This window comes from Streptomyces sp. NPDC088817, assembly GCF_044750345.1.
Taxonomy (GTDB): Bacteria; Actinomycetota; Actinomycetes; order Streptomycetales; family Streptomycetaceae; genus Streptomyces.
On sequence record NZ_JBIVJN010000027.1, the window covers coordinates 16,427 to 33,325 of the forward strand.

Here is a 16,899-nt window from a genome sequence, read left to right on the forward strand (position 1 = left end):
GAGCAGAGATGAACGCCCCTGCTGAGAACGTAGTCGAGGCACTGCGCGCCGCGGTCAAGGAGACCGAGCGGCTGCGGCGCCGCAACCGGACGATCGTGGCCGCCGCCCGGGAGCCGATCGCCGTGGTCGGCATGGGCTGCCGCTTCCCCGGTGGCGTCGACTCCCCACAGGCCCTGTGGGAGATGGTCGCCGACGGCACCGACGTGATCTCCGAGTTCCCGGACGACCGCGGCTGGGACCTGGAGGCGCTGCGCGGCAGCGGCATCGACGACCGGGACACCTCGGTCAGCCAGCGCGGCGGGTTCCTCGACTCCATCGCCGCGTTCGACCCCGGCTTCTTCGGGATCTCGCCGCGCGAGGCCGTCACCATGGACCCGCAGCAGCGGCTGCTCCTGGAGACGTCCTGGGAGGCGATCGAGCGCGCCCGCATCGACGCCACCGGGCTGCGCGGCACCCGCACCGGCACGTTCATCGGCACCAACGGGCAGGACTACGCCTATCTGCTGGTGCGGTCCCTCGACGACGCCACCGGAGACGTCGGCACCGGCATCGCCGCCAGCGCCGTCTCCGGCCGGCTGTCGTACACCTTCGGCCTGGAGGGGCCGGCGATCACCGTCGACACCGCCTGCTCCTCCTCGCTGGTGGCGCTGCACCTCGCCGTGCAGTCGCTGCGCAACGGCGAGTGCACCCTGGCGCTCGCCGGCGGCGTCAACGTGATGTCCACGCCGGGCTCCCTGGTCGAGTTCAGCCGGCAGGGCGGCCTCGCCGGCGACGGCCGCTGCAAGGCGTTCGCCGACTCCGCCGACGGCACCGGCTGGTCGGAGGGCGCGGCCGTGCTCGTCCTGGAGCGGCTGTCCGACGCCCAGCGCAACGGGCACCCCGTGCTCGCCGTCATCCGCGGCTCCGCCGTCAACCAGGACGGCGCCTCCAACGGCTTCACCGCCCCGAACGGTCCTTCCCAGCAGCGGGTGATCCGGCAGGCACTGGCCAACGCGGGCCTGAACGCCGCCGACGTCGACGCGGTCGAGGCGCACGGCACCGGCACCCCGCTCGGCGACCCCATCGAGGCCCAGAGCATCCTTGCCACCTACGGCCAGGACCGTGAACAGCCCCTGCTGCTCGGCTCGATCAAGTCGAACATGGGCCACACTCAGGCCGCGTCAGGCGTCGCCGGGATCATGAAGATGGTCATGGCGATGCGCAACGGGGTGCTGCCGAGGACCCTGCATGTCGACCGGCCCTCCACCCACGTCGACTGGACGGCGGGCAAGGTCGAGCTGCTCACCGAGAACCGTCCCTGGCCCACCGCGGCCGACCGCCCCCGCCGCTCCGGCGTCTCCTCCTTCGGCGTCAGCGGCACCAACGCGCACGTCATCGTCGAGCAGGCGCCCGACACCCCCGCCGCCCAGCCGGAGGAGGCACCGGCCGCGCCCCGCACCGCCGGCGTCCTGCCCTGGGTGCTCTCGGCGCGCTCCGCCGCCGCCCTGCGCGAGCAGGTCGCCGCCCTCGTCTCCCACCTGGACGACCCCGGTGCCCCCGGCGCCCTGGACACCGCGTACTCGCTGGCCACCACCCGCGCGGCCCTGGAGCACCGGCTCGCCGTCGTCACCGACGCGGACGGCACCGCAGGCCGCGAGGCGCTCACCTCCTGGCTGGCGGGCGACCCCGCCCCGGACGCCCACGAGGGCCAGGCTCTCGGCCGCACCCGCAGCGCCTTCCTGTTCTCCGGTCAGGGCGCCCAGCGCCTCGGCATGGGCCGTGAACTCCACGCCCGCTTCCCCGTGTTCGCCGAGGCCTTGGACCGCGTCCTCGACCTGCTCGACGAGGAACTCGGCGCGAGCCTCGGCGACATCATCTGGGGCGACGAGGAAGCCCCGCTGAACGAGACGGGCTTCACCCAGCCCGCGCTGTTCGCGATCGAGGTCGCCCTCCACCGGCTCGTGGAGTCCTGGGGCGTCACTCCGGACTTCGTCGCCGGCCACTCCATCGGCGAGATCGCGGCCGCGCACGTCGCCGGGGTGTTCTCGCTTGAGGACGCCTGCCGGCTGGTGGCGGCGCGTGCGGGTCTGATGCAGGCGTTGCCGCGTGGTGGTGCCATGGTCGCGGTGGAGGCGACCGAGGACGAGGTGCTGCCGCTGCTCACGGAGGGCGTGGCCGTCGCGGCGGTCAACGGTCCTACTTCTGTGGTGGTTTCGGGTGAGGAGGAGGCCACTCTCGCGGTGGCCGAGCGGCTTGCCGAGCGGGGTCGTCGTACCAGCCGTCTGCGGGTGAGTCACGCCTTCCACTCGCCGTTGATGGACCCGATGCTGGAGGAGTTCCGGGCGGTCGCGGAGACGCTCTCGTACGACGAGCCCCGCATCCCGGTCGTCTCCAACCTCACCGGCGCCGTCGCCGTGGACGGGCAGTTGACCGACCCGGAGTACTGGGTGCGCCACGTCCGCGAGGCCGTCCGGTTCGCCGACGGCGTCCGCGCGCTCGCCGAGGCCGGCGCCGACGTCCTGCTCGAACTCGGCCCCGACGGTGTGCTCGCCGCCCTGGCCCAGCAGTCCACCACCGCCGTCACCGTCCCGTTCCTGCGCAAGGACCGCGCCGAGGAGCACAGCGCCGTCACCGCGCTGGCCCGGCTGCACACGGCCGGCGTCACCGTCGACTGGGCGGCGTTCCACGACGGCACCGGCGCCCGTACCGCCGAACTGCCCACCTACGCCTTCCAGCACGAGCGCTACTGGCCCAAGGCGACCGCGACCGCCGCCGACGCGACCGGTCTCGGCCTCGCCTCGGCCGACCACCCGCTCCTCGGCGCGGCCATGTCCGTGGCCGGCTCCGACGAACTCCTGCTCACCGGCACCCTGTCGCTCGCCACCCACCCGTGGCTCGCCGACCACAGCGTCGGCGGCACGGTCCTCTTCCCCGGTACCGGATTCCTGGAGCTGGCCGTGCGCGCAGCCGACCAGGCCGGCTGCGACCGGGTCGAGGAACTGACCGTCGCCACCCCGCTCGCGCTGCCCGACACGGGCGCCGTGCAGATGCAGATCTCCGTCGGCGCCGCCGACGAGAACGGCCACCGCGAGCTGCGCTTCTTCACCCGGCCCGGCGAGGACTTCGACGCCGAGTGGACCCAGCACGCCACCGGCCGCGTCGGCTCCGGCGAGCACCTCATCGGCTTCGACACCACCGTGTGGCCGCCGCGTGACGCCGAGGCCGTCGACATCGACGAACTGTTCGACCGATTTGCCTCGGACAGCCTGGACTACGGCCCGGTCTTCCGCGGGCTGACTGCCGTGTGGCGCGAGGACGACACGGTCTACGCCGAGGTCGCGCTGCCCGAGTCGGTCGAGGACGCCGACGCGTTCGGCCTGCACCCGGCCCTTCTGCACGCCGCCCTGCACGGCACCGCCTTCCTGTCCGACGACCGCAGCCTGCTGCCGTTCGCCTGGGAGGGCGTGTCCCTGCACGCCGACGGGGCGAGCACCCTGCGGGTGCGGATCGCCTCTTGCGGTGAGGACGCGGTGCGGATCGCCGCGGTCGACCCGGCGGGTCAGCCGGTCCTCTCCGTGGAGTCGCTGACGCTGCGCGCCGCGGACGCGGGAGCCGGTGCCGAGTCGCGCCGTTCCGACGCCAACTCGCTGTTCCGCGTGGACTGGACGCCTCGTTCGGTCGCGGCCCCGGCCGCGCCCGCCACCTGGGCGGTACTGGGTGATGACCCGTTCGGCCTGACCGCTGTCCTCGCCGCGGACTCCGAGGCGGTCGCGGGCGTGCAGGCTCCGGCTGCGACGCTCGATGAGCTGGCTGCCCGGACCGGTGCCCTTCCGGACATGGTCGCGGTGACGGTCCGCGGCGACAGCGACCGGGGGCCCGAAGCCGCTCACGAGCTGACGCGTGAGGTGCTTGCTCTGGTGCAGGGGTGGCTGGCCGAGCCCGCTTTCGCCTCCTCCCGGCTCGTGGTGGTCACCCGGAACGCCGTCGCGGACGGCGAGCGTGGGCCGCTCGATCTTGTGGCCGCTCCCGTGTGGGGTCTGGTGCGTTCCGCCCAGTCCGAGAACCCGGGCCGGCTGCTGCTCGCCGATGTCGACGACACGGCCGAGTCCCTGGCCCGACTGCCGCTGCTTACGGGGCTGTTCGACGCGGAGGAGCCGCAGGCGCAGGTCCGCAAGGGCACCGTTCGTGTGGGCCGGCTCGCCCGGCTGGAGTCCTCCGGCTCTCCCGTTCGCCCCCTGGACCCCGAGGGCACCGTCCTGGTCACCGGCGGCACCGGCGGTCTCGCTTCCGAGCTGGCCCGCCACCTGGTCGCCGAGCACGGCGTCAAGCACCTGCTGTTGACCAGCCGCCGTGGACCGGATGCCCCGGGTGCCGCCGATCTCGTTCAGGCGCTGTCCGACCTCGGTGCCGAGGCGACAGTCGCCGCCTGTGACGTCGCCGACCGTGACGCGCTCGCCGCGCTGCTCGCCTCCGTCCCGGCCCAGCACCCCCTGACCGCGGTCGTGCACACGGCGGGTGTCCTCGACGACGGCATCCTCGCCTCCCTCACCCCCGACCGCCTCGACACCGTCATGCGGCCGAAGGTCGACGCCGCCTGGCACCTGCACGACCTCACCCGCGACCTCGACCTGGCCGCCTTCGTCGTGTACTCCTCGACGGCCGGTGTCATGGGCAGCCCCGGTCAGGCCAACTACGCGGCGGGCAACGCCTTCCTGGACGCCCTCGCCGCCCACCGTCACGCCCTCGGACTGCCCGCCACCTCGCTCGCCTGGGGCGCCTGGGAGCAAGGCGTCGGCATGACCGGCCAGTTGAGTGGCCAGGACGCGCGCCGGATCAGTGACGCCGGTGGGATGCCGCTGCTCTCCGTCGAGCGGGGCCTGGCCCTGTACGACGCCGCCCTGCTCGCCGACGAGCCGCTCGTGGTGCCGCTCGGCCTGGGCGGTGGCGGCCCGTTGCCCGCCGGTGCCGGCGTTCCCGCGATCCTGCGCGGACTGGTCCGTACTGGTGGGCGTCGGGCCCGGGCGGCCACCGCCGCGGTCGCCCGCGCCGGACTCGCCGAGCGGCTCGCCGTCCTGCCCGAGGAGCAGCGCCGGCCGTTCGTCGTCGACCTGGTGCGTGCCGAGGCCGCGACGGTCCTCGGGCACGGTTCCGCGGATGCCGTGGACGCCCGCCGCGAGTTCCGTGGTCTCGGCTTCGACTCGCTCACCGCGATCGAGCTGCGCAACCGGCTCGGCAAGGCGACCGGCCTGACCCTGCCCGCCACCCTCGTCTTCGACTACCCGACGCCCCAGCAGCTCGCCGACCATCTCCTGGACGAACTGCTCGGCTCCGACGCCGTCGAGGTCTTCGCCGCTCCCCGGACTGACGGCAAGGTGACCGACGATCCTGTCGTCATCGTCGGGATGGGCTGCCGCTTCCCGGGCGGTGTCGGGTCGCCCGAGGAACTGTGGGACCTCCTGGCGTCCGGCACCGACGCCATCACCGGCTTCCCCGCCGACCGTGAGTGGGAGTCGTCGGCGCTCCTCGGCGGTGAGACCGGTGCCGTGTCCGGGCAGGGCGGATTCCTGCGCGACATCGCCGGCTTCGACGCCGGGTTCTTCGGCATCTCGCCGCGCGAGGCCCTGGCCATGGACCCGCAGCAGCGCATCCTCCTCGAAGTGGCCTGGGAGGCCGTGGAGCGCGCCGGTGTCGATCCGGCCACCCTGCGTGGCTCCCGCACGGGCGTCTTCATGGGCGTCAACGGCCAGGACTACTCCAGCCTGGTCATGAGCTCCCGCGACGATGTCGCGGGTCACGCGACCGCCGGCCTCGCGGTCAGTGTGGTCTCCGGACGTCTCTCCTACGCGCTCGGCCTGGAGGGCCCCGCCCTGTCAGTTGACACGGCCTGCTCCTCCTCGCTGGTCTCCCTGCACCTCGCCGCGCAGGCGTTGCGTGCGGGGGAGTGCACCATGGCTCTGGTCGGCGGTGTCACCGTGATGACCACGCCCGCCAACTTCGCCGGTTTCTCCCGCATGGGCGGTCTCGCCCAGGACGGCCGCTGCAAGGCCTTCTCCGACTCCGCCGACGGCACGGGCTGGTCCGAGGGCGCGGCGGTGTTCGTGGTGGAGCGTCTGTCCGACGCCCGCCGCGCCGGACACCGCGTGCTCGCCGTCGTACGCGGTTCCGCCGTCAACCAGGACGGCGCCTCCAACGGCCTCACGGCCCCGAACGGTCCTTCCCAGCAGCGGGTGATCCGGCAGGCACTGGCCAACGCGGGCCTGAACACGAGGGACGTCGACGCGGTCGAGGCGCACGGCACCGGCACCCCGCTCGGCGACCCGATCGAGGCGCAGGCGCTGCTGGCCACCTACGGCTCCGACCGCGACCCGCAGCAGCCCTTGCTGCTCGGCTCGGTGAAGTCGAACATCGGCCACACCCAGGCCGCGGCGGGTGCCGCCGGGCTCGTCAAGATGGTCATGGCGATGCGCAAGGGGATGCTCCCGCGGACCCTGCACGTCACCGAGCCGTCCACGCACGTCGACTGGTCCGTGGGCGAGGTGCGGCTGCTCACCGAGGAGACGGTGTGGCCGGAGACGGGCCGGGCCCGCCGGGCCGGTGTGTCGTCGTTCGGCATCAGCGGCACCAACGCCCACGTCATCCTTGAGGACGCTCCCGACGAGCCGGTGCCCGCACCGGCCGCCGACCGGCCGGTGCCCGGCGCGCTCGCCTGGCCCGTCTCGGCGAAGTCCGAGGCCGCGCTCGACGAGCAGGTGGAGCGGCTGCGGGAGTCCGCCGACGCGCTGCTCCCGCTCGACACCGCGTACACCCTGGCCACCGGCCGCGCCGCCTTCGAGCACCGGGCCGTCCTGCTCGTCGCCGACGGCACCCTCACCGAGGTCGCCCGGGGCGTCGCCGAACCGCGCCGCAGCGCCTTCCTGTTCTCCGGTCAGGGCGCCCAGCGCCTCGGCATGGGCCGTGAACTCCACGCCCACTTCCCCGTGTTCGCCGAGGCCTTCGACTCCGTCGCCGCCCTCCTGGAGCCCGGGCACAGTACGTCCGTCCGTGACGTGATGTGGGGCACCGACGAAACGGCCCTGAACGCCACTGAGTTCACCCAGCCCGCGCTGTTCGCGATCGAGGTCGCCCTCTACCGGCTGGTGGAGTCCTGGGGTGTCACCCCGGACTTCGTGGCCGGTCACTCGGTCGGTGAGATCGCGGCCGCGCACGTCGCCGGGGTGTTCTCGCTTGAGGATGCCTGCCGGCTGGTGGCGGCGCGTGCGGGTCTGATGCAGGCGTTGCCGCGTGGTGGTGCCATGGTCGCGGTGGAGGCGACCGAGGACGAGGTGCTGCCGCTGCTCACGGAGGGTGTCGCCGTCGCGGCGGTCAACGGTCCGACGTCCGTGGTGGTTTCGGGTGAGGAGGAGGCCACCCTCGCGGTGGCAGAGCGGCTTGCCGAGCGCGGTCGTCGTACCAGCCGTCTGCGGGTGAGCCACGCGTTCCACTCGCCGTTGATGGACCCGATGCTGGAGGAGTTCCGGGCGGTCGCGGAGACGCTCTCGTACGACGAGCCCCGCATCCCGGTCGTCTCCAACCTGACCGGCGAGGTCGCCCCCGCGGGCACGCACACCCAGGCCGACTACTGGGTGCGCCACGTGCGGGAGGCCGTCCGGTTCGCCGACGGTGTCCGCGCGCTCGCCGACCGGGGTGTCACCGCCTTCCTGGAGATCGGCCCCGACGGAGTGCTCTCCGCGCTCGCCGCCGCCTCCCTGCCCGACACCGACGCGGTCATCGTGCCGGCGCTGCGCAAGGACCGCGACGAGACCGTCTCCGTCCTCGGCGGCATCGCCCGGCTGCATGTCGCCGGTGTCGACGTCGACTGGTCGGCCCCCCTGGCCGGCACCGGCGCCCGCATCGCGGAACTGCCCACCTACGCCTTCCAGCACGAGCGCTACTGGCCCAAGACCGCCCCCGCCGCCCTGGACGCCTCCGGCCTCGGTCTGGCCTCGGCCGACCACCCGCTGCTCGGCGCCGCCATGTCGGTGGCCGGCTCCGACGAACTCCTGCTGACCGGCTCCCTGTCGGCCGCCACCCACCCGTGGCTCGCCGACCACGTCGTCGGCGGCATGATCTTCTTCCCCGGTACCGGATTCCTGGAGCTGGCCGTGCGCGCCGCCGACCAGGCCGGCTGCGACCGGGTCGAGGAACTGATGATCGCCGCGCCGCTCGTGCTGCCCGCCACGGGCGCCGTGCAGGTGCAGATCTCCGTCGGCGCGGCGGACGAGGAGGGCTCGCGCGAGCTGCGCTTCTTCACCCGGCCCGGCGAGGACTTCGACGCCGAGTGGACCCAGCACGCCACCGGCCGTATCGGCTCCGGCGAGCAGGTCATCGGCTTCGACACCACCGTGTGGCCGCCGCGTGACGCGGAGGCCGTCGACATCGACGGCATGTTCGAGCGCTACGCCGCCGACGGCCTGGAGTACGGCCCGGTCTTCCGTGGACTGCGTGCCGTGTGGAGGCAGGACGACACGGTCTACGCCGAGGTCGCGCTGCCGGAATCGGTCGAGGACGCCGACGCGTTCGGCCTGCACCCTGCGCTCTTCGACGCCGCCCTGCACTCCACGGTCTTCCTGTCCGCCGAGGGTGACGACCGCAGCCTGCTGCCGTTCGCCTGGGAGGGCGTGTCCCTGCACGCCGACGGGGCGAGCACCCTGCGGGTGCGGATCGCCTCCTGCGGTGAGGACGCGGTGCGGATCGCCGCGGTCGACCCGGGTGGGCAGCCCGTCGTCTCCGTGGAGTCGCTGACGCTGCGCGCCGCGGGCCCGGAACCCGGTGCCGAGTCGCGCCGTGACGACGCCAACTCCCTGCTCCGTGTCGACTGGACGCCTCGTTCGGTCGCGGCGCCTGCTGCGCCCGCCACCTGGGCGGTGCTCGGTGATGACCCGTTCGGCCTGACCGCTGTGCTCGCCGCGGACTCCGAGGCGGTCGCGGGCGTCCACGCTCCGGCTGCCACGCTCGATGAACTGGCCGCCCGCAGCGGGGCCGTTCCGGACGTCGTCGCCGTCACGGTCCGTGGCGACGCCGATCAACGACCCGAAGCAGCTCATGAGTTGGCTCGTGAGGTGCTTGCTCTGGTGCAGGGGTGGCTGGCCGAGCCCGCTTTCGCCTCCTCCCGGCTCGTGGTGGTCACCCGGAACGCCGTCGCGGACGGCGAGCGTGGGCCGCTCGATCTCGTGGCCGCTCCCGTGTGGGGTCTGGTGCGTTCCGCCCAGTCCGAGAACCCGGGCCGGCTGCTGCTCGCCGATGTCGACGACACGGCCGAGTCCCTGGCCCGACTGCCGCTGCTTACGGGGCTGTTCGACGCGGAGGAGCCGCAGGCGCAGGTCCGCAAGGGCACCGTTCGTGTGGGCCGGCTCGCCCGGCTGGAGTCCGGTGTCTCCCTGGTTCCGCCGGCCGGGACGCCGTGGCGGCTGGGCAGCCGCGTCAAGGGCAGCCTCGACGGTCTCGCCCTGCTGCCGCATCCGGAGGCCCTGGAGCCGCTGGCCGGACGGCAGGTGCGTATCGGGATCCGGGCCGCGGGCCTCAACTTCCGCGATGTGCTCAACGCACTCGGCATGTACCCGGGCGAGGCGGGCCTGTTCGGCTCCGAAGCCGCGGGTGTCGTGACCGAGGTGGGCCCGGACGTCACCGAACTGGCCCCCGGCGACCGCGTCATGGGCATGGTGTTCGGCGGGTTCGGTCCGCTGGGTGCCGCCGACGAGCGTCTGCTGACCCGGATCCCCGACGACTGGTCCTGGGAGACCGCGTCGTCCGTGCCGCTGGTGTACCTCACCGCCTACTACGCGCTGAAGGATCTCGCCGGGCTGAAGGCGGGGGAGAAGGTCCTGATCCACGCCGGTGCCGGCGGTGTCGGCATGGCGGCGATCCAGATCGCCCGTCACTTCGGCGCGGAGGTCTTCGCGACGGCCAGTGAGGGCAAGTGGGACGTGCTGCGCTCCCTCGGGGTCGCCGACGACCACATCGCCTCCTCGCGCACCCTCGACTTCGAGGCCGCGTTCGCCGAGGTCGCGGGTGAGGGCGGGCTCGACGTCGTCCTGAACGCCCTGGCCGGGGAGTTCGTCGACGCGTCGATGCGGCTGCTCGGAGCGGGCGGCCGGTTCCTGGAGATGGGCAAGACCGACATCCGGGACAACGGTTCCGCGCCGGACGGCATCAGCTACCAGTCCTTCGACCTGGGCATGGTCGATCCCGACCGCATCCAGCGGATGCTGCTCGACCTCGTCGGCCTCTTCGAGCGGGACGTGCTGTCCCCGCTGCCCGTCCGTGCCTGGGACGTCCGCCGCTCCCGTGAGGCCTTCCGCTTCATGAGCATGGCCAAGCACATCGGCAAGATCGTGCTGACCATGCCCCGGTCCATGGACCCCGAGGGCACCGTCCTGGTCACCGGCGGCACCGGTGGTCTCGCCTCCGAGCTGGCCCGCCACCTGGTCGCCGAGCACGGCGTCAAGCACCTGCTGCTGACCAGCCGCCGTGGACCGGACGCTCCCGGTGCCGCCGACCTCGTTCAGGCGCTGTCCGACCTCGGTGCCGAGGCGACAGTCGCCGCCTGCGACGCCGCCGACCGTGACGCGCTCGCCGCGCTGCTCGCCTCCGTCCCGGCCCAGCACCCCCTGACCGCGGTCGTGCACACGGCGGGTGTCCTCGACGACGGCATCCTCGCCTCCCTCACCCCCGACCGCCTCGACACCGTCATGCGGCCGAAGGTCGACGCCGCCTGGCACCTGCACGACCTCACCCGCGACCTCGACCTGGCCGCCTTCGTCCTGTACTCCTCGACCTCCGGCGTCTTCGGCAGCCCCGGCCAGGCCAACTACGCGGCGGGCAACACCTTCCTGGACGCCCTCGCCGCCCACCGCCAGGCCCTCGCACTGCCCGCCACCTCCCTCGCCTGGAACGCCTGGGAGCAGGGCAGCGGCATGACGAGCGGACTGAGCGACGAGGACATGCGCCGCATCAACGACAACAGCGGGATGCCGCTGCTGTCCGTCGAGCGGGGCCTGGCCCTGTACGACGCCGCCACCCTCGCCGACGAACCTCTCGTCGTGCCGCTGGGCCTCGGCGGTGGCGGCTCGCTGCCCCCCGGCATGAGTGTCCCCGCGATCCTGCGCGGACTGGTCCGCACCGGCGGACGCCGGGCCAAGGCCGGCGCCGCCGCGGTGGCCCGCGCCGGACTCGCCGAGCGTCTCGCCGTCCTGCCCGAGGAGCAGCGCCTGCCGTTCGTGGTCGATCTGGTGCGTGCCGAGGCGGCCACCGTGCTCGGGCACGGTTCCGCCGACGCCGTGGACGCCCGCAAGGAGTTCCGCGGTCTCGGCTTCGACTCGCTCACCGCGATCGAGCTGCGCAACCGGCTCGGCAAGGCCTCCGGCCTCACCCTGACCGCCACGCTGGTCTTCGACTACCCGACGCCCCAGCAGCTCGCCGAGCATCTCCTGGACGAACTGCTCGGCGCCGACGTCGCGGAGGCCTTCACCGCCCCTCAGACGGCTGCCGCCGCGTCCGACGACGACCCCGTGGTCATCGTCGGGATGGGCTGCCGCTTCCCGGGCGGTGTCGGATCGCCCGAGGACCTGTGGGACCTCGTGGCCTCCGGCACCGACGCCATCGCCGGTTTCCCCGCCGACCGCGCGTGGGAGTCGTCGATGATCGGCGGTGAGCCGGGCGACCTGTCCGGGCAGGGCGGATTCCTGAGCGGCATCGCCGAGTTCGACGCCGACTTCTTCGGCATCGCGCCGCGCGAGGCCCTCGCCATGGACCCGCAGCAGCGCATCCTGCTCGAAGTCACCTGGGAGGCCGTGGAGCGCGCCGGGCTCGACCCGACCGCCCTGCGCGGAAGCCGCACCGGTGTCTTCATGGGCGTCAGCGGCCAGGACTACTCCGGCCTGGTCATGCGCTCCCGCGACGACATCGCCAGCCACGCCACCACCGGCCTCGCCGTCAGCGTCGTCTCGGGCCGCCTCGCCTACACGCTCGGCCTGGAGGGCCCCGCCCTGTCGGTCGACACGGCCTGCTCCTCCTCGCTGGTGTCCCTGCACCTCGCCGCCCAGGCACTCCGGGCGGGGGAGTGCACCATGGCGCTGGCCGGCGGTGTCACCGTCATGACCACGCCCGCCAACTTCGCCGGCTTCTCCAAGATGGGCGGTCTCGCCCAGGACGGCCGCTGCAAGGCCTTCTCCGACTCCGCCGACGGCACCGGCTGGTCCGAGGGCGCGGCGGTGCTCGTCCTCGAGCGCCTCTCCGACGCCCGCCGCGCCGGACACCGTGTGCTCGCGGTCGTGCGCGGCACCGCCGTCAACCAGGACGGCGCCTCCAACGGCCTGACCGCTCCCAACGGGCCCTCCCAGCAGCGCGTCATCCGGCAGGCGCTGGCCAACGCGGGCCTGCGGCCCGGCGACGTCGACGCCGTCGAGGCGCACGGCACCGGCACCCCGCTCGGCGACCCGATCGAGGCGCAGGCGCTGCTCGCCACCTACGGCTCCGACCGCGACCCGCAGCAGCCGCTGCTGCTCGGCTCGGTGAAGTCGAACATCGGCCACACCCAGTCGGCGGCCGGTGCCGCCGGGCTCGTCAAGATGGTCATGGCGATGCGCAACGGCGTGCTCCCGCGCACCCTGCACGTCACCGAGCCGTCCACGCACGTCGACTGGTCCGTGGGCGAGGTGCGGCTGCTCACCGAGGAGACGGTGTGGCCGGAGACGGGCCGGGCCCGCCGGGCCGGTGTCTCGTCGTTCGGCATCAGCGGCACCAACGCCCACGTCATCCTGGAGGAGGCCCCCGAGCCCACGGCGGCCGGGCGTCCCGCCGAGGACGCCGTCACCCCCGCCGTCACCCCGTGGGTCGTCTCGGCCCGCTCCGAGCAGGCGCTCGACGCCCAGGTGGAGCGGCTGCGCGCCCATGCCGCCGCCCACCCGGAGGCGTCCGGCGCCGACATCGGCCTGTCCCTCGTGACGAGCCGGTCCGCCTTCGAGCACCGGGCCGTCCTGCTGGCGGGCCCCGACGGCGTCACCGAGGCCGCGCGCGCCGAGGCCGGCACCGCCCGTACCCCGGCGTTCCTGTTCTCCGGGCAGGGCGCCCAGCGCCTCGGCATGGGCCGCGAACTGCACGCCCGCTTCCCGGTGTTCGCCGAGGCCCTGGACACCGCGCTGGACCTGCTCGACGCCGAACTCGGCTTCCGGCTGCGGGAGATCATGTGGGGCGACGACGCGGAACAGCTCAACCGCACCCGCTGCACCCAGCCCGCGCTGTTCGCGGTCGAGGTCGCCCTGTTCCGCCTGGTGGAGTCCTGGGGCATCACGCCGGACTTCGTGGCCGGTCACTCGGTCGGTGAGATCGCGGCCGCGCACGTCGCCGGGGTGTTCTCGCTGGAGGACGCCTGCCGGCTGGTCGCCGCACGCGCCCGGCTCATGGACGCGCTGCCCGAGGGCGGCGCCATGGCCGCCGTCGAGGCCACCGAGGACGAGATGCTTCCGCTGCTCGACGACGGCGTCGCCGTCGCCGCCGTCAACGGCCCCACCTCCGTCGTCGTCTCCGGCCCCGAGGACGGCGTCGACCAGCTCGTCGCCCTCCTGGAGTCGGACGGCCGCCGCACCACCCGCCTGCGCGTCAGCCACGCGTTCCACTCGCCGCTGATGGACCCGATGCTGGAGGACTTCCGCACCGTCGCCGACAGCGTCGCCTACGACGAGCCGCGCATCCCCGTCGTGTCCAACCTGACCGGCGAGATCGCCCCCGCGGGCTCGCACACCCAGGCCGACTACTGGGTGCGCCACGTCCGTGAGGCCGTGCGGTTCGCCGACGGTGTGCGCGCGCTCGCCGACCGGGGTGTCACCGCCTTTCTGGAGATCGGCCCCGACGGCGTGCTCTCCGCGCTCGCCGCCGCCTGTCTGCCCGACACCGGCACCCTCGTCGTGCCGGTGCTGCGCAAGGACCGCGACGAGACCGTGTCCGTCCTCACCGCCCTGGCCCGGCTGCACACCGCCGGCCTCGACGCCGACTGGACCGCCGTCTTCGCCGGAACCGGCGCCCGCACCGTCGAACTGCCCACCTACGCCTTCCAGGGCACCCGCTTCTGGCCCGACACCACCGCCGCCCCCGGCGACGCGGGCGGACTGGGCCTGGACGCCGGAGGGCACCCGCTGCTCACCGCCGCCACGGCGGTCGCGGGCTCGGACGAGACGCTGCTCAGCGGACGCCTGTCCGCCGCCGCACAGCCCTGGCTCACCGGCCGCGTGAGCGACGGCGCCACCACCCTGCCCACCGCGGTCCTCGCCGAACTCGCGCTGCACGCCGCCGACGCCTGCGACCGCACCACCGTCGAGAACCTCACCGTCAGCGCGCCCCTGGTGCTCAGCGAGAAGCGCCCCCAGCGCCTCCAGGTACTGGTGGCCGCCCCCGACGCGACCGGCCGGCGCACCCTCACCGTGCACACCCGCGCGGACGGCGACGGCGCCCCGTGGATCGAGCGGGCCACCGCGGCGCTCACCGACACGCCCGCCGCTGCTCCTACCCCGGCCGACGCCGTATGGCCGCCCGCCGACGCCACCCCGGTCGACGACCTGCTCGAACCCACGGGTGCGGCCGTGCTGCGCGCCGCCTGGCGGCGCGGCCAGGACCTCTTCGCCGAGGTCGGGATCACCGAACAGAGCCCGGCCGAGCAGGCGTTCGCCCTGCACCCGGCGCTCCTGGACACCGCGGTCCGCGCCGCCGCCCTCCTCGACGGAGACGGCGACGGCACCCTCGACGCCGTCGCCTGGGACGGACTCGTCCTGCACGCCGCGCACCCCGCCCTGCTGCGGGTACGGCTCACCGCCACCGGCGACGACACCTGGGCGCTGGAGGCGACCGACCCGCAGGGCGGCCCCGTCCTCTCGGTGGCCTCGCTCACCCTGGGCGCCACCGCCGCCGAACACGGCACGGACGCCGCCGCAGCGGACGACGCCGCACTGCTCGCCCTCGACTGGGTCGCGCCCGCCCCGGCCCCGCGCCTTGACGACAGCGGCCTCTGGACGGTGCTCGGCGACGGACTGCCCGCACTGGACACCGCGCTCGCCGCGGCGGACGGCGTCCTCGCCACGCGCGCTCACTCGCTCACCGAGCTCCTGGACAGCGGGGCACCCCTGCCGTCGCTGACGCTCCTGCCGGTCGAGGGCGGCCCCGCCGCCGGGGACGACCTGCCCGCCGCGGTCCGCGCCGCGACCGCGACGGTGCTCGACCTGCTGCGCGAGTGGACCTCCGACACCCGCACCGCGGACTCCCGCCTCGTGATCGTCACCCGAGGCGCCGTCGCGGCCGGCCGGGAGGACGTGACCGACCTGGCGGCGGCAGCCGTCTGGGGCCTGGTCCGCTCCGCCCAGTCCGAGAACCCGGGCAGCTTCCTGCTCCTGGACCTCGACCCGGCCGCCGGCGCCGACACGACCGACGCCGCCGTCCTGGCCTCGCTGCCCGCCCTGTTCGACGCGGGCGAGACCCAGGCCGCCGTCCGCGACGGCGCGCTCACCGTCGCCCGCCTCACCCGCACCGAGTCCGCCGCCGCCCCGGCCGCCGACCAGGTCCGTGCCTGGGACCGCGACGGCACCGTACTGATCACCGGCGGCACCGGCGGCCTCGGCGCCGTCCTCGCCCGCCACCTGGTCACCGGCCACGGCATCAAGCACCTGCTGCTGGCAGGCCGCCGCGGACCCGACGCACCCGGCGCCCGCGCCCTGAGCGAGGAACTCTCCGCGCTCGGCGCCGAGGTCACCGTACGGGCCTGCGACGTCTCCGACCGGGCCGCCGTCGACGCGCTGATCGCCTCGCTGCCGCCCGAGCACCCGCTGACCGCGGTCGTGCACACCGCCGGTGTCCTCGACGACGCCACGATCGGCTCGCTCACCGCCGACCGGCTCGACACCGTGCTGCGGCCCAAGGCGGACGCCGCCTGGCACCTGCACGAGGCGACCTCGGCCCTGCCGCTCGCGGGGTTCGTCCTGTACTCCTCCGTGGCCGGCGTCACCGGCGGCCCCGGACAGGGCAACTACGCCGCCGCCAACACGTTCCTCGACGCGCTCGCCGCGCACCGGACGGCCCAGGGCCTGCCCGCCCTGTCGCTCGCCTGGGGACCGTGGGGCCAGGGCGCCGGCATGACCGGCACGCTGACCGACGCCGACATCGAGCGCATGGGGCGCTCCGGGATGCCGCCGCTCACCGAACGCCAGGGCCTCGCCCTGTTCGACGCGGCGAACGGCCAGGACCAGGCGCTCGCCGTGGCGATCCGGGTCTCCCGGTCCGCCGCGGTCCCCGACACCGGCGACGTCCCCGCGGTGCTGCGCTCCCTGGTCCGCGCCCGGCGCCGCGCGGCGGCCGCGGCCGGTGCCGACGGGCTCGCCCGCACGCTGGCCGGCCTCGGCGCCGAGCAGCGGCACGAAACCCTCGTCGCACTGGTCCGCCAGGAGACGGCCGGGGTGCTCGGCCACTCCGGCGCCGACGCGGTCCCCGCCGACCGGGACTTCAGCAGGCTGGGCTTCGACTCGCTGATGGCGGTCGAACTGCGCACCCGGCTCTCCGCGGCCACCGGAGTGCGGCTGCCGTCCACGCTCGTCTTCGACCACCCCACGCCCGCCGCCGTCGCCCGGCACCTGGCCGGCTCCCTGCCGGGCGGGGAGCGGAGCGGCACGGCCGCATCCCCGCTGGCGGCGCTCGACCGGCTGGAGGCGGAACTGTCCGCCGACGGCATGGACGAGGCCACCCGACGCGGCGTCGCGGGACGACTGCAGCGGCTGCTGGCCGCCTGGGACGCCACCGGCCCCGAAGGGGACGGACCGGCCGTCGGCGAACGGATCGAGGCGGCGAGCGCCGAGGAGATCTTCGCCTTCATCGACAACGAACTCGGCCGGTCGTCGAACTCCTGAC

At 74.3% G+C, this 16,899-nt stretch carries 1 protein-coding gene; it reads left to right on the forward strand.

Translation table 11 applies throughout. The features are described 5' to 3' along the window. Window positions 1-8: 8 nt before the first annotated feature. Window positions 9-16,898 carry an SDR family NAD(P)-dependent oxidoreductase gene (locus ACIP4X_RS33835; protein ID WP_401352125.1) on the forward strand — a complete coding sequence of 5,630 codons (16,890 nt, stop codon included), beginning with the start codon at window positions 9-11 and terminating at the stop codon, window positions 16,896-16,898. Window position 16,899 lies beyond the last annotated feature (1 nt).